Here is a 19,305-nt window from a genome sequence, read left to right on the forward strand (position 1 = left end):
ATGATGCACTCAGTCCACTGCGAACAGCCCGTGTGCGCCGCGCTCAGCGTCGATCATGTAGTGCGAGACGAACGGGTACGTGCCCGGCTCCGGGAAGGTGAGCTCGACGAATCCGCCCTGGGCGACGGCGAGCGGCAGCACCTGCGCACCGGTGTCGGTGGCGCGGTTGATCGTGTAAGCCCCCTCGGTCCAGACGGTGTCGAACTGCCCGCCGATGACGTGGAAGCTGCTGGCTCTCTCGATGCCGGCATCCAGCACCCACACCCGCACCCGCTCGCCGACCGATGCCGGCAGGGGCGCGTGGTCGTATTGGTTGGCGTAGCCATTGAAGGTCACCAGATCCGGGTTGCGGGTGGCGATGCGGTCCATGTCGACCGAGCCGCCGTCGTGATCGCCGAGGTAGTACTCCCCCTGCACGAGCACGTAGCTGCGGTCGACCGCTGGCAGGTCGTCTGGTTCGATGACGACCGCGCCGTACATGCCGTTCGCGATATGTGCAGTCATCGGCATGGTCGAGCAGTGGTACATCCAGATGCCGGATCGCGTCGCGGTGAACGTGTAGGTGAGGCTCTCGCCGGGGGCGATCGTGCGCATCGGCCGGTCGGGTGCGAGGGCGCCGGCGTGGAAGTCGATCGAGTGCCCCATGCTGCCGTCGTTGACGAGCGTGATGACGAACTTGTCGCCCACCTTGCCGTGCAGCGTCGGACCAGGAGCGGTCTTGTTGTACGTCCAGAGCGTCTGCGTCACGCCGGGGGCGACCTCGATCTGCTCGTCGGAGACTCTCAGCGTCAGCTCGCGGGTGACGGGGGCGTCGGATGCCGGCAGCGGGGGCAGCGCGGCGTCGTAGGCCTCGAAATCAGGACCGGGGTCGGCCATCAGATCGATGGGCGGACGGGCTGTGGTGCCGCCGTCGTTCATGCCGGGCATCTCGTGGCCCGGCATGTCGGCCATGTCGTGGTCACCGGCATCCGAGCCCTTGCCCGGCGCATCGGCGGTCCCGCCGGTCGCGACGATCTGCATCGTCATGCCCATCTGCTTGTGTCCGAGGATAGAGCACCACCCGTCGAGGTCGGCGGTGATGACGCCGACGTCGATGGTCTCGGACTCGCCTGGCGAGAGTCGACCGCCGCCTGCACCGTTCGCGAAGACGAGGTCGTGCACCTGCACCGGATCGGTGTTGGTGATCTCGATCACCAGGCGTGTGCCGACCGGAACCTCGATGCGGTTCGGAGTGAAGCGCATGTCGGCGGCTTCGACCTGCACGGTCTGCACGGGGGCATCCGCGTCTCCGGTGGGAGCTGCCCCCCAGCCCATGCCGATCGGGTCGGCTGCGGCGACGCCGGCCGAGACCAGCACGACTGCCAGGAGCCCGGCGACGGCCTGGCCGGCGCGACGGCCGCGTGGCTGCTCTCCCTCGGGGGTTATCGGACCGCGACGCTTCTCTGTCAGCGTCTGCCCGGCGGCGTTGGGGTTCGCGGCGCGATACCCGTTCGCCGCGGTGGGAGGAGGATTTCCCGGCTCCGAGGCCCCGTGAACCCGGGAACTTCTCCTTTCACCGGGTTGCTCGGCCTTGGCCCGGCGCTGCGCGCGCATCGCGCGGAACATGATTACAAGGAAGGATGCCATCGCGATGAGGTACATCATCGACGAGACGACCCGCAGCAGGCTCGAGACGGGCAGGGCGTACACGACGAGTGCGGCGTTGGCGACGGTGACGCGGAAGAGTCCGCCGGCATCGAACCCGGCGGTGCCGATGCGCACCGGTGTCGGGCCGCCGCCGAGAACCACGGGCACGAGATAGCTGAGCGCGCCGAGCAGCACCTGAGCTGCGAAGCCGGCGACGAGGAACGGCACGACCTCGGCGAAGAGTGCGTCGAGGTCGGCAAAGCCGGCGGGGTCGGGGCCGATGATGCCGGCCGCGCCCGCGGTTTCGGTTGCGGTACCTGCACCGGTGATCGCGAACACGATCGCACCGATGGCGACCGTCGCGACGGCGCCGAGCAGCCACACCAGTCCCGCGCCGACCGACAGCGCGGCGAACGTGCGCGGTGGCTTGTTGCGGGCCGCGCGGAACAGCGAGACGCCGATGATGGCCAGGCCGACCAGGTAGGCAAGCAGACCGAGTGCGACGCCGAGCAGCAGGCCGAAGGCCGCGCTGAGTGCCGCCACGAGGACGCCACCGGCCAGCACCGGCAGGGCGCGCGCGGCGCCGAGAGCGGCATGCTCATCGGCACGGGTGCGCAGAATGGTAGGCCAGAGCGTGACAACGGTGCCGGCGACGGTGATGCCGATCCAGCCGAGCACGTTGGTCAGGGCATGGGCGAGCACGAGGTTCGGCACGCTGTCGCCGCGGGCGAGCCACGCGCCGAGCAGGGCGCCGATCGTGAGCATGGCGGCCGAGACGATGTAGTAGCGGATCGTGCGTCCGAACCTGCCGGGCATGCTGCGGCGATAGCGGCGGTAAAGGCTCAGACCGTGCCAGACGACGGCCGTGATGAGCGCGGCGACGCCGATGAGCGTGATCGGCCAGATCGTGGTGAGCACGCCGGTCACGATGATCGCGGCACCGCCGTTGGCGAGGATGAGTCGGATGCTCTGGCGCCGGCGATCCGCGGTGGTGGCGGCGCTGCGCAGCAGGGCGAAGGAGAAGTACTGGCTCCAGACCAGGATCGCGTGGGTCACGGCGCCGAGCAGCAGCAGGTGGATCATCAGCCACGTGGGGCTCGGCACCCAGCGGTGCACGATCGTGGAGACGACGGTCAGCAGCAGCCACACGACGGTCGGGATGTCGCGCATCGGCCAGAATCCACGGCGCTTCACCTGGTCGGGTGCTTTGTCGGTCATTCTGCGTCCTTCTCATCGACCGGAACGGAGGAGATCGCACGGCCTGCAGGGGCCTTCAGGGCGAAGGCTCCTGCGTTTCGGGTATTCGCCTGCGTTTCGCGCGCGGGTTTCGGATGCTCGGATGCCTTCACACCGTCATCCGCGCGTTTCGGCTCGCCGAGCACGGCGCTCGTCACGGCGGTCAGGAAGAACAGCAGCAGCGCGATGACGCCCAGCACTCCCCCGATCTGCCAGGCCACGGGCATCCCGAGTCCGTCTCCGATCCACACCCGCACGATCAGGGCGACCTGCAGGAGCGCCACGGGCACCCAGAACGCCGGCCGGTACGGCAGCGGAATGCGCAGCACCGCCGGCAGGATCGTCGTGGCGTGCGCCATGATCATCGAGAAGGTGTAGCCGAGGAACACCGCGTGGATCACGGCGTCGTACGCGGGCTGCTCGGTCGGCTCGCCGAGCAGCAGCACGAGCGCCGCGACGGCCAGCCAGACGTAGCCGGCGAGGATGCATGCTGCCATGTAGCGCGTGACGCCGGATGCCCGGATCGTGCGTCTCGCGACGTCGTGCACGATCAGCCAGCCGACCAGCGACAGCAGCGAGATTCCGAGCAGGATCGCGCCAGCATCCGGCAGCACGAGACCGACGACGAGCGCTCCGGTCACGACCCAGGCATGGACGAGAAGTCGGATGCCCGCGCTGGGCCCCATGGTGATGCGGGCGAGTTCCACGCGCTCGGCGGCGATCGTGAGCACCAGAAAGCCGATCAGCCACGGGATGATGCGGGTCATCGTGTCCTGGCCGATCCAGAGCACAGCACCCGCGGTCGCCAGCCCCGCGCCGAGCAGCTGGGTCAGCAGGGCGTGGTCGTACTGGCGACGCCAGAGCGGGATGTAGAGCAGGACGAAGGATGCTGCGCCGGCGGCCAGCACGCACTTGCCGACGATCAGCGGGACAGGGTCTGCGACGAGCAGCACGGCGCCGAGGCCGAGCAGCGCCGGAGTGACGAAGCCGTACCAGCGGGCGAGCGCCGTGGCGCGCTCGAGGCTGACCAGTGTTCCGACGAATCCGAGCACCAGCAGCATGCCGTGCACGTCTGGCAGGCGGTCAGTGCTGACCGGGGCGTCGAGTCCGAGCAGCAGAAGTCCGGCGTCGAGTCCGGCGAGCAGGGCGATCGCGGCGGGCAGCATCCACAGCATCCGCCATCCGCCCCGCTTGCCGCGCACACCCGCAGTCCGGACGCCCGCCCCGCCTGCGCCCAACCCCGACTCCCGCGAGAAACCACTTCCGGTCTGAGAAACCGCGCCAGACGTGGTTTCTCGAACGGCAAGTGGTTTCTCAGCAGAGGACTCGCCGGGCGCGGGGGCGGAGGACTCGCCGGGCGCGGGGGTCATGCGTGGGCCCGCAGGTGCAGGATGCAGGCGCCATCCGCCTGGAAGGGCAGCAGTTCAGCATCCGACTTCTGTTCGCGGGAGCCCGCGATCCCCTCGATCATTCCCTCATGCACGGCGCAGACGACGTCCGAGCGGCGCGCAGCGGCGGCGAGGAGGGGGCAGCGGTGCAGGATGATCTCGTCGCCGGTGTCATCCGGCTCGAAGCCCTGCTCGCGCATGGTCGCGACGACGAGTTCGCGGGCGGTGATGTCGGTGGCATCCGATTGCTGCGCGGCGATCTCGACGCCCCACTGCGCGCCCGACAGGCGCGCCTGCGCGACGGGGTCGGTGGCGACCCGGGCGAGCGTGTCGGCGAGGGCGAGCGCCAGACCGGCGTAGGGGTTCACCGCGTGGGCCGGCAGCGTCTCCCACCGCCAACCGGGGCGCCCGCGGCCCTGAACCTCCGCGCGAACGCGCCGCAGCCGGCCGTCGGAGCGCAGGCGCTCGAGGTGCTCGCGGACGGTGTTCTCGTGCAGGCCGGTCTCGGCGACGATGTCGGAGGTGGTGGCAGAGCGACGGGACTCGACCTCGCGCAGAATCCGCTCGCGGGTCGACGAGTAGCGTCGACCGTCGGCCCCGCGCCTGTTGTCATCGCCCAGGTTATCTCCGGCCGCCCGTTTCTTTTCCACGGGATCTATTGTAATAAAATACCGAGCAGATCCCCCACCCGACAGAGACGGAGAAAATCATGGGCAACATCGAGATCCATCGTTCACGATCCGAGGCGCACAACCAGACGACGGGTGGCGGCAGCTGCGCGTGCGGTGGCCACGATGAGGAGCTGCCCGAACTCGACGTGCAGACCATCCCGCACGCGGTGCGCCACGCGGCGATCTTCGGCGCGATCGAGTCGCTGCGCCCTGGTGGCGGCATGGTGATCTCGGCGACCCACGACCCGGTTCCGCTGCTGACGCAGCTGGCCGCCAAGCACGGCGCCGCGTACAACACCCGCTACCTCGACGAGGGGCCCGAGCGCTGGCGCATCCTGGTGCGCAACGCGGCCTGAGCCTGCCGGGTTCGCCCCCAAGAATCCAGGACGATTGCAAGTCAACAGGATGATTCGGCCGATTTCACCCGTTGAAATCGCCATCGCCCTGTGAAGTTGCGGCGCCGTCGAGTACGTTGTGGCCATGAGTCGCACGTGGTCGGCGGCGCTGCTTGTGAGCGCAGTGGTTACGGCCAGCGTCCTGGCCGGTTGCAGCGCCGGAGTGCCGTCGGACGGTCCCGTAGCGGTGTATCCGAAGCCGGATGCTGGGATGGATGCCCTGCTCGAGGGCATCCTGCAGACCGAGGGCGGCTGTGTCGCTGTGGCAACGCCGGACGGCACGGTGATCGTGCCGCAGTTCCCGTCCGGCGACGCCGCCTGGTCGGACGGTGCGCTCACGTGGCGCGGCGCCGACTATCGTGACGGCGATCGGATCGCGATCGGCGGCGGGGTGGGCGCTGCCGGCGGCACGGACGACGGCTACATGCCCCAGGCGTGCCAGGCGTATGAGTCGTGGGTGGTTTCACCGTACTGAGGGGCTTCGGCCCGGCAGGAACACAGGACGACTGCAAGTTCACAGGATGATCCGGCCGGTTTCAGCCTATGGAACTGGATTCGTCCTGTGAAGTTGCGGGCGCGACGAGTCCGGAAACCACTGAAGGCCCCCGCACAGCGGAGGCCTTCAGATTTGGTGGCAAGTGAGGGATTCGAACCCCCGAATGCGATGCAGGCTGATTTACAGTCAGCTCCCTTTGGCCACTTGGGTAACTTGCCAATGCACACCCGTCCGGCTTGTACAGCCAACCGGGGGCGCGAGAATCAAGCATACCCGCCCGCGGCGGTCGCAAGAAATCGAGGGCTCAGCTGCCGTAACCGCCGCGATCCGCGTCGGTCAGCGACTCCGGAGTGCGCAGCAGACCGCCCTCTGCGCGCACGGTCGCCGCGGCGATCCGCATGGCCTTATCCAGCAGCTCCTGCCAGCCGGCATCCGACTCCGGCATCCCATCCGACAGTCCAGCGGCGACAGCCGCGAGCGTCGCGTCGCCCGCTCCGACCGTGTCGACGATCGCCCCGGGCAAGCTTGCGATCGGGGCTGTGAAGACACCGGCGTCCGACTGCAGCACCGCACCGGCCGACCCCGCCGTCGCGAGCACCGCACCCGCCCCGAGGTCGCGCAGACGCGCGCGCAGCGCATCGAGGTTGCCGTCGTACAGCAGCTCGACATCGTCCGCGCCGACCTTCACCAGATCGGCGCGCGCCGCCAGCCGCTCGAATCCCCGGACGAACTCCGCGCGGTCGCTGAGCATCCCCGCGCGCGGGTTCGGATCGACGGCGACGCGGGCTTCGCCGATCGCATCGATCAGCGCATCCGCCTCTGCAGGAACATCGAAAGGGAAGCAGCTGATCGCGACGACGCCGGCCGCCGCGATCGCAGCGCGCGCGTCGTCGCCGTATCGGATGCTGCGCCGCTGAGCCGCGTCGTTGAAGACGTACTGGGGCTCACCGCCTGCTGTCCACGTGACGACCGCACGAGATGACCCGTGCGGGGCGGGACTGGAGACGAGCGTCACGTCGTGATCGCGCAGATACTCGCGGATGTGCTCGCCTGGTTCGTCGTCTCCGACCATCGCGATCAGCGTCGTCGGGATGCCGAGGCGGCGCAGCCCCACGGCCACATTCAGAGCGGCTCCCCCGACGAGTTCGCGTACGCCGGCAGCATCCCTGATCTCATCGATCAGCGCATCGCCGATCACCACCGCTCCGCGACCGCCACCCGGCCCGCCAGCACTCAACCCATCCACGCTCATCCCGTGAGACTATCGCGGCGCGGCGGGCGCGGCCGCGCCCGCCACGGATCTAGCCTGTGGCCATGACGACCAGCGGCGGCAAGGTCAGAGCGGGAGCGGTCATCACGGTGCGCGTCGCCGCTCTCGCGGCCTTGACGGCATGCGGGACCACCGGCGACAACGGCGCCGCGCCCGGCGGGAGCCCAGCGCCGACAGCATCCGCCACTTCCACGGATCCGGACGCGAGCCCCTCCCCCACGGCGACCCCGACGGCGGCGCCGGTCGCGCTGCCCACCGACTGCAAGGCGATCCTCTCGACAGAGGTGCTCGCCGAGCTGAAGGGCGTGCCGCTGAATGACCCGGCCTTCGGCCCCAGCGGCGCGCAGTCCGACGGATCGCTGGTGTGCATCTGGGGCGACCCTGGCGCTGACACGACTGGGCTGACGACGGCCATCGGCACGATGCGGCGCGGACCCGCCCTCGAGATGCTCAACGCGCTCGTCACCGACGAGGGCTTCACCTGCTACACGCCGGGCGGCGGCACGCGGTGCGAGAGGACATGGAAGAACGCGACGTACCCCGTGACCGACGGGCGCACGCTGTTCTGGCGTGACGATGTGCTGGTCGATACGCGCTATTCGAATCTGGCTCCCGCCGGCTACACCTCGGCGATCATCGCTTCGCTCTGGGACTGACCCCGGCCGCGCGCTCGCGCTGGAGTGCCAAATGGTCGGCATCCACCCCTCGACGCGACCATTCGCGACGCCGACGCGGGTCGTATGAGGTGCGGGAGAAAGGGAAAGGCCCCGGGCCTCCCTGTGAAGGGAGAACCCGGGGCCTCTACTCAGATCGCTCAGTTATAAGTACCGGGCGTGATGTCGTCCGTCGAGAACGCGTCGAAGTCGACGTAGCCGAAGTCGCCTTCGGCGTACGCACCGTCGGATGCGAAGATCCGGTTCGGGTAGCGCTCGCTCTTGGCCTCTTCGGTCGCCTCGACCGTGATGTCGCGGTAGCGACGCAGGCCGGTGCCGGCGGGGATGAGCTTGCCGATGATGACGTTCTCCTTGAGACCGATCAGCGGGTCGCTCTTGCCCTCCATGGCGGCCTGCGTGAGCACGCGGGTCGTCTCCTGGAACGATGCGGCCGACAGCCACGACTCGGTCGCGAGCGACGCCTTCGTGATACCCATCAGCTCGGGACGGCCGGACGCCGGACGCTTGCCCTCAGAAACAGCCTCGCGGTTGATCATCTGGTAGCGCTTCAGGTCGACCATCTCACCCGGAAGCAGCGTCGTGTCAGCGTGGTCGACCACGGTGACCTTCCGCAGCATCTGGCGCACGATGACCTCGATGTGCTTGTCGTGGATCGGCACACCCTGCGAGCGGTAGACACCCTGCACGCCGTTGACGAGGTAACGCTGCACCTCGCGGGCGCCCATGACGCGCATGACCTCCTTGGGGTCGAGCGTGCCGACCAGGAGCGGCTGACCGACGGTGACGTGCTGGCCGTCCTCGACGAGAAGCGTTGCACGCTTCAGCACCGGGTAGACCACCTCTTCGTCACCGTTGTCGGGCGTCAGGATGACCTTCTTGCCCTTCTCGTTCTCGTCGATCGTGATGCGGCCATCGGCCTCGGCGATCGGCGAAGCCGCCTTCGGGGTACGAGCCTCGAACAGCTCCTGCACACGGGGAAGACCCTGGGTGATGTCATCCGCCGACGCCGAACCACCCGTGTGGAAGGTACGCATCGTCAGCTGGGTTCCGGGCTCACCGATCGACTGTGCGGCGATGATGCCGACGGCTTCTCCGATGTCCACGGTCTTGCCGGTTGCGAGCGAACGGCCGTAGCACTGCGCGCAGACGCCGACTGCCGAGTCACAGGTCAGCACCGAGCGCACCTTGATGCTCTCGACGCCGGCCGCGACCAGCTTGTCGATGAGAACGTCTCCGACGTCCTCACCGGCGGTTGCGACGACCTCACCGGCGGCGTTGACCGCTTCGGATGCCAGGGTGCGAGCGAACACCGAGTTCTCGACGTTCGGGTCGCGCACCAGCTCGCCCTGCGAGTTCGGAGCGGCGATAGGGAGCTCGAGGCCCTTCGACGTGCCACAGTCCTGCTCGCGGATGATGACGTCCTGCGAGACATCCACCAGACGACGGGTCAGGTAACCCGAGTCGGCGGTACGCAGAGCGGTGTCGGCCAGACCCTTACGGGTACCGTGCGTCGCGATGAAGTATTCCGCCACCGACAGACCCTCGCGGTACGAGGAGATGATCGGACGGGGGATGATCTCACCCTTGGGGTTGTTCACCAGACCACGCATACCCGCGATGTTGCGGATCTGCAGCCAGTTACCACGAGCACCAGAGGTCACCATGCGGTTGATGGTGTTGTCCTCCGGGAAGTGGGCCTTCATCGCGGCCTGGACCTCGTCGGTCGCCTCGGTCCAGATCTTGATGAGCTCCTGACGGCGCTCAGCATCGGTGGTCAGACCCTTGTCGTACTGCGACTGGACCTTCGCGGCCTGCTTCTCGTAGCCGGCGACGATCTCGGCCTTGTTCGGCGGGGTGAGGATGTCGCTCAGTGCGACGGTGACGCCCGAGCGGGTCGCCCAGTGGAAACCGGCATCCTTGATGCGGTCCAGCGTGGCGGCCGTCTCGACCTTGGGGTACTCCTCAGCCAGCTTGTTCACGATCTGCGACAGCTTGCCCTTGTCAGCCTGTCCGCGGACGAACGGGTAGCCCTTGGGCAGCGCGCCGTTGAAGATCGCCTGACCGAGCGACGCGTCGACGAGACCGTGACGCTCGTAGCCCTCGGGAGCCTCGCCCTCAAGGAACGTGAGGCCGGGGATGCGGATGCGGACCTTGGCCTGCAGGTCGAGGGTGCCCTCGTCCTTCGCCAGGATCGCCTCGGAGACCGAGCCGAACGCACGACCCTCACCTGCGGCGCCCTCCTTGACCGTCGTCAGGTGGTGCAGACCGATGATCATGTCCTGCGAGGGCAGGGTCACCGGGCGGCCGTCCGACGGCTTCAGGATGTTGTTCGATGCGAGCATCAGCACGCGGGCCTCGGCCTGAGCCTCGACCGACAGCGGCAGGTGCACAGCCATCTGGTCACCGTCGAAGTCTGCGTTGAACGCGGCGCAGACGAGCGGGTGCAGCTGGATGGCCTTGCCCTCGACGAGCTGCGGCTCGAACGCCTGGATGCCGAGGCGGTGCAGAGTAGGTGCACGGTTCAGCAGCACGGGGCGCTCGCGGATGATCTCCTCGAGCACGTCCCAGACCTCGCCACGGGTGCGCTCGACAGCGCGCTTGGCAGCCTTGATGTTCTGCGAGTGACCGAGGTCGATCAGGCGCTTGATCACGAACGGCTTGAACAGCTCCAGAGCCATCTGCTTGGGCAGACCGCACTGGTGCAGCTTCAGCTGCGGGCCGACCACGATGACCGAACGGCCCGAGTAGTCCACGCGCTTGCCGAGCAGGTTCTGACGGAAACGACCCTGCTTGCCCTTCAGCATGTCGCTGAGGGACTTCAGAGCACGGTTTCCGGTACCGGTGACGGGGCGACCGCGACGGCCGTTGTCGAACAGTGCGTCGACGGCCTCCTGCAGCATCCGCTTCTCGTTGTTGACGATGATCTCGGGGGCTCCGAGGTCGATCAGACGACGCAGACGGTTGTTGCGGTTGATGACGCGGCGGTACAGGTCGTTCAGGTCGGACGTCGCGAAGCGACCACCGTCGAGCTGCACCATCGGGCGCAGCTCCGGCGGGATCACCGGAACGACGTCGAGAACCATGGCGGCCGGGCTCATGCCGGTCTCCAGGAACGAGCTGACGACCTTCAGGCGCTTGATCGCGCGGATCTTGCGCTGGCCCTTGCCCTCGGCGATCTGCAGGCGCAGGTTCTCGGCCTCGAGCTTGAGGTCGAAGGTCTCCAGGCGGCGCTTGATCGCCTCGGCACCCATGTGGGCCTCGAAGTACTGACCGAAGCGGTCCTGCAGCTCGTGGAAGACGTCGTCCTCGGGGCGCAGGGCGCCCACATCGAGGGTGCGGAAGTCCTCCCACACGCGCTCGAGCTTGGCGATGGCCTCGTCGGCACCCTTGCGGGTGAGAGTCATCTCCTTCTCGGCGGCGTCCTTGACCTTCTTCTTGGCGTCGGCCTTGGCACCCTCTGCCTCCAGGGCAGCGAGCTCCTCCTCCAGCTTGGCCATGCGCTCCGCGATCTTCGCGTCGCGACGGTCGCCGAGCGTCTTCAGCTCGAGCCGGATGTTGTTCTCCTGCGTGGCGAGGTCGCGGTGGCGAGCATCCTCGTCGACCGAGATCACCATGTACGCGGCGAAGTAGATGACCTTCTCGAGGTCCTTCGGCGCCATGTCCAGCAGGTAGCCGAGGCGCGAGGGAACACCCTTGAAGTACCAGATGTGCGTCACGGGAGCGGCGAGCTCGATGTGACCCATGCGCTCACGACGGACGGAGCTCTTGGTGACCTCCACGCCGCAGCGCTCGCAGACGATGCCCTTGAAGCGGACACGCTTGTACTTGCCACAGGCGCACTCCCAGTCGCGGGAGGGGCCGAAGATCTGCTCGCCGAAGAGCCCGTCCTTCTCGGGCTTCAGCGTGCGGTAGTTGATCGTCTCAGGCTTCTTGACCTCACCGTAGGACCATCCGCGGATGTCATCTGCGGTGGCCAGGCCGATTCGAAGCTCATCGAAAGTAGTTGCGTCGAGCACTAGTTCTCCTGTTTAGAAAATCTGTAGCTAATCGAAAGGGCCGGATCAGATCTCGTCGATCGATGCGGCTTCGAAGCGGCTGGAGATGTTGATGCCGAGCTCTTCCGCTGCGCGGAAGGCCTCGTCGTCGGTGTCTCGCAGGTTGACGGGAGTGCCATCTGCCGAGAGCACCTCGACGTTCAGGCAGAGCGACTGCATCTCCTTCATGAGCACCTTGAAGGACTCGGGGATGCCGGGCTCCTGGATGTTCTCGCCCTTGACGATCGCCTCGTACACCTTGACGCGGCCGAGGATGTCGTCGGACTTGATCGTGAGCAGCTCCTGCAGTGCGTAGGCGGCGCCGTAGGCCTCGAGGGCCCACACCTCCATCTCACCGAAGCGCTGTCCACCGAACTGCGCCTTACCACCAAGCGGCTGCTGGGTGATCATCGAGTACGGACCCGTCGAGCGTGCGTGGATCTTGTCGTCGACAAGGTGGTGCAGCTTGAGGATGTACATGTACCCGACCGAGACGGGTGCCGGGAACGGCTCACCGGAGCGGCCGTCGAACAGCAGCGTCTTGCCGGAGCGGTCGATCAGGCGCACGCCGTCGCGGGTCTCGCGCGTCGAGTCGAGCAGACCTGCGATCTCGGGCTCGGTGGCACCGTCGAACACCGGGGTCGCGACCTTGGTGTTCGGGGCGACGTCGAACGCCTCCTCGGGCAGCTTGGCGGCCCACTCGGGGGTGCCCTCGATCTTCCAGCCCTGCTTGGCGATCCACCCGAGGTGGGTCTCCAGCACCTGACCGAAGTTCATTCGACCCGGGATGCCGAGCGGGTTCAGCACGACGTCGACCGGCGTGCCGTCCGAGAGGAACGGCATGTCCTCGACGGGGAGGATCTTCGCGATGACACCCTTGTTGCCGTGACGGCCGGCGAGCTTGTCACCCTCGGTGATCTTGCGCTTCTGAGCGATGTAGACCACGACGCGGCGGTTGACGCCAGAGCCCAGCTCGTCGTCGCCCTCCTCGGCGTTGAACTCCTTGACGGCGATGATCGTGCCCTGCTCACCGTGCGGAACCTTCAGCGAGGTGTCGCGAACCTCACGGCTCTTCTCGTTGAAGATCGCGCGGAGCAGGCGCTCCTCGGCGCTGAGCTCGGTCTCACCCTTGGGCGTGACCTTGCCGACGAGGATGTCGCCGGGGCGAACCTCGGCGCCGATGCGGATGATGCCGCGCTCGTCGAGGTCCTTCAGCAGCTCGGGGCTGACGTTGGGGAGGTCACGGGTGATCTCCTCCTTGCCCAGCTTCGTGTCGCGGGCGTCGACCTCGTACTCCTCGATGTGGATCGACGAGAGGGTGTCGTCCTTCACCAGCTCCTGGCTGAGGATGATCGCGTCCTCGAAGTTGTGACCCTCCCACGGCATGAACGCGACGAGCAGGTTCTTGCCGAGCGCGAGCTCGCCGTTCTCGGTGGCGGGGCCGTCAGCGATGACCTCGCCGACCTCCACACGCTCACCGGCGCCGACGATCACACGCTGGTTGTAGGACGTGCCCTGGTTCGAGCGGTCGAACTTGCGCAGGTGGTACTCCTGCGTGCCGCCCTCGTCGAGCATGACCACGACCTTGTCGGCCGAGACCTCGCTGACCACACCGGCCTTGGCGGCGGTGACCACGTCACCGGCGTCGATGGCCGTGTAGCCCTCCATACCGGTTCCGACCAGCGGCGAGTCCGAGCGCAGCAGCGGCACAGCCTGGCGCTGCATGTTGGCGCCCATCAGTGCGCGCTGCGCGTCGTCGTGCTCGAGGAACGGCACGAGCGAGGTCGCCACGGACACCATCTGGCGCGGGGAGACGTCGATGTAGCCGATCTCCTCTGGCAGGAACAGGTCGACCTCACCGCTTCCGCCGCGGGGGCGGGCGAGCACGTGGCTCTCCGTGAAGCGGCCCTTCTTGTCGAGCGGCGCGTTCGCCTGCGCGATGTTGAAGTCGACCTCTTCGGCTGCCGTGAGGTAGTCGATGTGCTCGGTGACGGCGCCATCCTCGACCTTGCGGTACGGGGTCTCGATGAAGCCGAACGAGTTGATGCGCGCGAAGGTCGCGAGCGCACCGATCAGACCGATGTTCGGGCCTTCAGGGGTCTCGATGGGGCACATGCGGCCGTAGTGCGACGGGTGGACGTCACGCACCTCGACGCCGGCGCGGTCACGCGAGAGACCACCGGGGCCGAGTGCCGACAGACGACGCTTGTTGGTCAGACCCGCGAGCGGGTTGTTCTGGTCCATGAACTGCGACAGCTGCGACGTTCCGAAGAACTCCTTGATCGCGGCGACGACGGGGCGCACGTTGATCAGGGTCTGCGGCGTGATCGCCTCGATGTCCTGCGTGGTCATGCGCTCGCGGACGACGCGCTCCATGCGGGACAGACCGGTGCGGACCTGGTTCTGGATGAGCTCGCCGACAGCGCGGATACGGCGGTTGCCGAAGTTGTCGATGTCGTCGGTCGCGATCCGGATCTCGGCCTTCTTGCCCGAGCGGATGCCGGAGAACGTCTCGTCACCGCGGTGCACGCGCACCAGGTACTTGATCGTCGCGACGATGTCGTCGCGGGTCAGCACCGAGTCGGTCAGGGGAGCTGCGAGGCCCAGCTTCTGGTTGATCTTGTAGCGACCCACCTTCGCCAGGTCGTAGCGCTTCGAGTTGAAGTAGAAGTTGTCCAGCAGCGACCGTGCAGCCTCAGCGGCGACCTGCTCGCCCGGACGCAGCTTGCGGTAGATGTCGCGCAGTGCGTCTTCCTGGGTGAGGATCGTGTCCTTCGACAGCGTCTCCTCGATCGACGGGAAGCCGGCGAACTCGGCGAGGATCTCCTCGCTGGTCATGCCAAGCGCCTTCAGGAAGACCGTGACCGACTGCTTGCGCTTGCGGTCGATGCGCACGCCGACCTGGTCGCGCTTGTCGATCTCGAACTCGAGCCAGGCACCGCGGCTGGGGATGACGCGAGCGGTGACGATGTCCTTGTCAGACGTCTTGTCCGGCGTCTTGTCGAAGTAGACACCGGGCGAGCGCACCAGCTGCGAGACGACAACGCGCTCGGAGCCGTTGATGATGAACGTGCCCTTGCCGGTCTGCAGCGGGAAGTCGCCCATGAAGACCGTCTGAGTCTTGATCTCACCAGTGAGGTGGTTCATGAACTCGGCCTCGACGTACAGCGGAGCGGCGTAGGTCTTGCCACGCTCCTTGCACTCGTCGATCGAGTACTTCTCAGGCTCGAGGTACGGGTTCGTGAACGAGAGCTGCATCGTCTCGCCGAGATCCTCGATCGGTGAGATCTCCTCGAAGATCTCACCCAGACCCGAGACCTCGGAGACGTCGGTGCGGCCGGCCTTTTTGGCCTCCGCGACACGCGCCTTCCAGTCATCGTTGCCGACGAGCCAGCCGAACGACTCGGTCTGCAGCGCCAGCAGGTCGGGGACCTCGAGCGTGTCGGAGATCTTGGCGAACGAGAGGCGGGATACTCCGCGGCCGTTCTTGTTGGTGGTGGATGTGGATGCGTTGCGAGCAGCAGCCAAGGGAGTAACCTCCGTGAGCCCCGGGCAGGGGCTGGTCGATTCCTAGACGTCAGTGGAGTGTGCGCCCGTTAACTCGAAACATGCCGACCACCATATGAGGGCATGGAGAAGCGAGCGCAACTATTAACTATAACCCTGATACCGCGACATGGCAAGCAGAGTCCTTGACCAATTCGAGAACCTGCGGTATTGGCATCCGCTCGGGCCGCGCGCCGCTCTCAGGACGCAATGCCCAGCTCGTTCCCGGGGATCGAGGCCAGCAGCGTGCGCGTGTACGGGTCGCGGGGATTCGTGAAGATCTCCTCGCTGGTGGCGGCCTCCACGAGCGCGCCGTCCTTCATGACGCACACGTAGTCGCTGATCAACCGCACGACGGCGAGATCGTGCGAGATGAACAGGTAGCTGAGTCCGTACTCCTTCTGCAGGTCGCCGAGCAGCGTGAGGATCTGGTCCTGCACGAGCACGTCCAGCGCTGAGACCGGCTCGTCGCAGACGATGAGGTCGGGCGAGAGCGCGAGGGCGCGCGCGATCGCGACGCGCTGGCGCTGGCCTCCGGAGAGCTCGGACGGGTAGCGCTGCATCATGGATGCCGGCAGCGCGACGTCATCGAGCAGCTTCAGCACCCGCGCCCGGCGCTCGGCCCTGCTGCCGCGCTTGTAGAACTCCAGCGGTTCGCCGATCAGTCGCCCGATCGTGAACATCGGGTTCAGGCTCGAGTACGGATCCTGGAAGATCGGCTGCACGCGCTGCCGGAACGCGCGCGACTGCGCCTTGTCGAGCGTCGCGATGTCCTGGCCCTCGAAGCGGATGCTGCCGGCCGTCGGCTCGATCAGCTTCAGCAGCATCCGCGCCGTCGTGGTCTTGCCGGAGCCCGACTCCCCCACGATCGCGACGGTCTTGCCACGCGGGATGGCGAGCGAGACGTCGGCGACGGCGACGAAGTCGTCTGACTGGCCGCGCACCGGGTACACCTTGCGCAGTCCCTCGATCTCGACGATGTTGTCGGATGCCCGAACGTCGGATGCCAGTGCGTCGGACGCCAGAGCGTCGGATGCCAAGGGCGCGCCGCCCTCAGCATCCGCACCCGCCTCGAAGACCTCCGGCTGCAGACGCGCCGCCGCGATCGACGGCGCCGCATTGACCAGGCTCTGCGTGTATGGATGCTGCGGGTCCTCGAGGATCTGCCTCGCGTCGCCCTGCTCGACGACCCGACCCCGGTGCATCACGACCACGCGCTGAGCGCGCTCGGCGGCGAGGCCGAGGTCGTGCGTGATCAGCAGCACCGCGGTGCCCAGTTCACGGGTCATCTCGTCGAGCTGATCGAGGATGGTCTGCTGCACCGTGACGTCGAGCGCACTGGTGGGCTCGTCGGCGATCAGCAGGCGTGGCCGGCAGGCAAGGCCGATGGCGATCAGCGCGCGCTGGCGGAGCCCTCCCGAGAGCTCGTGCGGGTACTGCTTGGCCCGGCGCTCCGGATCGGGAAGGCCGGCGGCGGAGAGCGCCTCGACGACCTTCGCCTTGACGGTGCCGCGATCGGCGAGACCGTGCGCGAGCAGCGTCTCGGCCACCTGCGTGCCGATCTTCGCGACGGGGTTGAGGTTCGACATCGGGTCCTGCGGGACCATGCCGATGTCGCGTCCGCGGATCTTGCGCATCTCGCTCTCGGAGGCGCCGACCAGTTCGCGTCCGTCGAGTCGGATGCTGCCGCCGGAAACCCGGCCACCCGAGGCCAGCAGGCCGATCACGGCCATCGCGGTGGTGGACTTGCCGGAGCCGGACTCGCCGACGATCGCGACGGTCTCGCCAGGGGCGATCTCGAGGTCGACACCCTCGACGGCGTGCACGACGCCGTCGACGGTCATGAAGTCCACGGCGAGGCCGGCGACCTGCAGCAGCGGCTGCGTGTTCATCTTCTGCTCGTCCTTCATCGTGCTCGTGTCCTCGGGTCCATCGCCTCGCGCAGCGCCTCACCGAACAGCGTGAAGCCGAGCGCGGTGACGGCGATGCAGATGCCTGGGAAGAACGCCAGCCACGGGGCGATCGCCAGCTCACTCTGCGCGTAGGTCAGCATCCGCCCCCACTCGGCCGTCTCGGGGCGTCCGCCGCCGAGTCCGAGGAAGGAGAGTGCGGCGGCGTCGATGACGGCGGTGGCGAGCGTCAGCGTCGCCTGCACGATCACCGGGCCGATGGCGTTCGGCAGCACGTGCGACATGGTGATCCGGCCGCGGCCGAGACCGAGCGTCTGCGCCGAGAGCACGTACTCGCTGGTGCGCTGCTGCAGCATCGATGCCCGAAGCAGACGCGCGAAGATCGGGACCTGCGATGCACCGATGGCGATCATCACGGCCGAGGGCGTCTGCCCGAGGATCGCGGCGATCGACACGGCCAGCAGCAGGTTCGGCACCGAAAGGATGATGTCGACGATGCGCATGATCGTCGTGTCGACCCAGCCGCCGAAGGTGCCGGCGATCAGGCCCAGCAGCATGCCGCCGACGAGGCCGAGGGCGGTGGAGACCACGCCGACCAGCAGCGAGGCCTGGGCGCCCCAGATCAGCTTGGACAGCACATCGCCGCCGAAGCGGTCAAGGCCGAGCGGGAACTGCGGCAGCTCACCCGGCCCCGGAATGTGCGTGGGCGTGATGTACTTCGCACCGGGCAGTGCCGTCTCGGGGTACGGCGCGAGCACCGGCGCCAACAGCGCGACGGCGACGAACGCGAACACGATCGCCGCACCGATCCACGCCGTGGGGTTGTGCCGCAGGCGACGGAACACGTCGCTCCAGAAGCTGCCGTTCTTGTGCAGCGCCGCCTGCGCGACGACGACCGTCTCCGGAGCGTTGTCAGGTGTTCCTGCTGGGCCCTGCGGCCCCTGGGCGCTCGGCCCTTGAGCGGGTGGGAGGACTGCGCTCATCACTGAACCCTCACTCTCGGATCGATCACGCTGTACGACACGTCGACGGCCAGATTGATCAGCGCGTAGGCGATGGCGATGAAGATGATGAAGCCCTGCAGCACCGGGAAGTCACGCGCGAAGATCGAGGTGGCCAGGAATGAGCCGACGCCGGGGAACGCGAACACCGTCTCGGTGAGCACCGCACCCGAGATCAGCAGGCCCGTCTGCAGACCGATGATCGTGATGACAGGGAGCATGGCATTGCGCAGGATGAAGCGGTTGCGCAGCGTCGGCGCGGCCAGACCCTTGGCCCGGCCGGTGCGCACGTAGTCGGCGTTCTGCACCTCGAGCACGCTGGCCCTGGTGATGCGCACGATGATCGCGAGCGGGATCGTGCCCAGCGCGATTGCCGGCAGGATCAGGTGGGCGAAGGCATCCCAGGCGGCATCGAGCTCACCGGTGATGATGCCGTCCCAGACGTAGAAGCCGGTGACGTGCGTGGCATCTATTCGAGGGCTCTGCCGACCGTCCGAAGGCAGCCAGCCCAGTTCGACCGCGAAGATGTACTTCAGGATGAACGCCAGGAAGAACACCGGGATCGTGATGCCGATGAGGCTGAAGATCACGGCGCTGTGGTCGGTCAACTTGCCGTGCCTGCGGGCGGCCCAGTAGCCGAGCGGCACGCCGATGCCGACCGCGAAGATCAGCGCCAGCACGCTCAGCTCGATCGTGGCAGGGAAGCGACGGAAGAACTCCTCCGTCACCGGGCGGCCCGTGACGATGGACGAGCCGAAGTCACCCTGCAGCAGGCGACCGACCCAGGTGAAGTACTGCTCGTACAGCGGGCGGTTGAAGCCGTAGAGCTCGTTGATCCGCTCGATCGACTCTGGGGTCGCCTTCTCACCGAGCAGGGCGACGGCCGGCCCTCCGGGAAGAGCGCGGACCCAGGCGAACAGCAGGATGCTGAGGCCAAAAAGGGTGGGGATGAGCAGCAGAAGCCGCTTGCCGATTGTGCGCAGCAAAGAGGTCTCCGGGTAATGCGGTGGTCACACGCCCTGAATCCCTTTTGGGGTTCAGGGCGCGTGACCGCCGTG

Annotated in this window: 12 protein-coding genes and 1 tRNA gene; 3 read left to right on the plus strand and 10 right to left on the minus strand. The window is 67.4% G+C overall.

What is annotated here, in order from left to right; all coding sequences use genetic code 11:
* Window positions 1-9 precede the first annotated feature (9 nt).
* From MNR00_RS13520 to MNR00_RS13530, 3 genes are all read right to left on the minus strand, one after another.
* On the minus strand, window positions 10-2,844 hold the full coding sequence (locus MNR00_RS13520) for a multicopper oxidase domain-containing protein (protein WP_241926436.1): 2,835 nt from the start codon (window positions 2,842-2,844) through the stop codon (window positions 10-12).
* Window positions 2,841-4,064: a hypothetical protein gene (locus MNR00_RS13525; protein WP_241926437.1), complete on the minus strand. Its 1,224-nt coding sequence runs from the start codon at window positions 4,062-4,064 to the stop codon at window positions 2,841-2,843. The genes MNR00_RS13520 and MNR00_RS13525 overlap by 4 nt, the downstream gene beginning before the upstream one ends.
* A gap of 164 nt (window positions 4,065-4,228) precedes the next feature.
* On the minus strand, window positions 4,229-4,900 hold the full coding sequence (locus MNR00_RS13530) for an ArsR family transcriptional regulator (protein WP_241926438.1): 672 nt from the start codon (window positions 4,898-4,900) through the stop codon (window positions 4,229-4,231).
* 59 nt (window positions 4,901-4,959) lie between these two features.
* On the opposite strand from MNR00_RS13530, the gene MNR00_RS13535 reads away from it, so the two are divergent.
* The gene (locus tag MNR00_RS13535) at window positions 4,960-5,277 is read left to right on the plus strand and encodes a DUF2249 domain-containing protein (protein ID WP_241926439.1); all 318 of its coding nucleotides are present in this window, start codon (window positions 4,960-4,962) and stop codon (window positions 5,275-5,277) included.
* 124 nt (window positions 5,278-5,401) lie between these two features.
* Window positions 5,402-5,791, plus strand: a complete 390-nt coding sequence (locus MNR00_RS13540) for a hypothetical protein (protein ID WP_241926440.1) — start codon at window positions 5,402-5,404, stop codon at window positions 5,789-5,791.
* Between the two features lie 154 nt (window positions 5,792-5,945).
* On the opposite strand, the gene MNR00_RS13545 is transcribed toward MNR00_RS13540, so the two are convergent.
* Window positions 5,946-6,030, minus strand: a tRNA-Tyr gene (locus MNR00_RS13545).
* An 86-nt stretch (window positions 6,031-6,116) separates the two neighbouring features.
* On the minus strand, window positions 6,117-7,064 hold the full coding sequence (locus tag MNR00_RS13550; RefSeq protein WP_241926441.1) for a PfkB family carbohydrate kinase: 948 nt from the start codon (window positions 7,062-7,064) through the stop codon (window positions 6,117-6,119).
* A gap of 62 nt (window positions 7,065-7,126) precedes the next feature.
* Between MNR00_RS13550 and MNR00_RS13555 the strand changes: the two genes are divergently transcribed.
* Window positions 7,127-7,738, plus strand: coding sequence for a DUF3558 domain-containing protein (locus tag MNR00_RS13555; protein WP_241926442.1), 612 nt, complete (start codon window positions 7,127-7,129; stop codon window positions 7,736-7,738).
* 158 nt (window positions 7,739-7,896) lie between these two features.
* Here the strand turns inward: MNR00_RS13555 and rpoC are convergent, their stop codons facing one another.
* The 5 genes from rpoC to MNR00_RS13580 all read right to left on the minus strand — a co-directional run bounded on the left by rpoC (window position 7,897) and on the right by MNR00_RS13580 (window position 19,233).
* Window positions 7,897-11,772, minus strand: coding sequence for a DNA-directed RNA polymerase subunit beta' (gene rpoC, locus MNR00_RS13560; RefSeq protein ID WP_241926443.1), 3,876 nt, complete (start codon window positions 11,770-11,772; stop codon window positions 7,897-7,899).
* A 45-nt stretch (window positions 11,773-11,817) separates the two neighbouring features.
* Window positions 11,818-15,318: a DNA-directed RNA polymerase subunit beta gene (locus MNR00_RS13565; protein ID WP_241926444.1), complete on the minus strand. Its 3,501-nt coding sequence runs from the start codon at window positions 15,316-15,318 to the stop codon at window positions 11,818-11,820.
* Between the two features lie 218 nt (window positions 15,319-15,536).
* Window positions 15,537-17,246, minus strand: a complete 1,710-nt coding sequence (locus MNR00_RS13570; protein WP_241926445.1) for an ABC transporter ATP-binding protein — start codon at window positions 17,244-17,246, stop codon at window positions 15,537-15,539.
* The gene (locus MNR00_RS13575; protein WP_241926446.1) at window positions 17,243-18,229 is read right to left on the minus strand and encodes an ABC transporter permease; all 987 of its coding nucleotides are present in this window, start codon (window positions 18,227-18,229) and stop codon (window positions 17,243-17,245) included. Before MNR00_RS13575 ends, MNR00_RS13570 begins: the two co-directional genes overlap by 4 nt.
* Window positions 18,229-19,233 (minus strand): ABC transporter permease, encoded by a 1,005-nt coding sequence (locus MNR00_RS13580; protein ID WP_241926447.1) that lies wholly within the window; start codon window positions 19,231-19,233, stop codon window positions 18,229-18,231. The genes MNR00_RS13575 and MNR00_RS13580 overlap by 1 nt, the downstream gene beginning before the upstream one ends.
* Between the last annotated feature and the right edge of the window lie 72 nt (window positions 19,234-19,305).

The organism is Microbacterium sp. H1-D42 (genome assembly GCF_022637555.1).
In the GTDB taxonomy this organism is placed as follows: Bacteria; Actinomycetota; Actinomycetes; order Actinomycetales; family Microbacteriaceae; genus Microbacterium.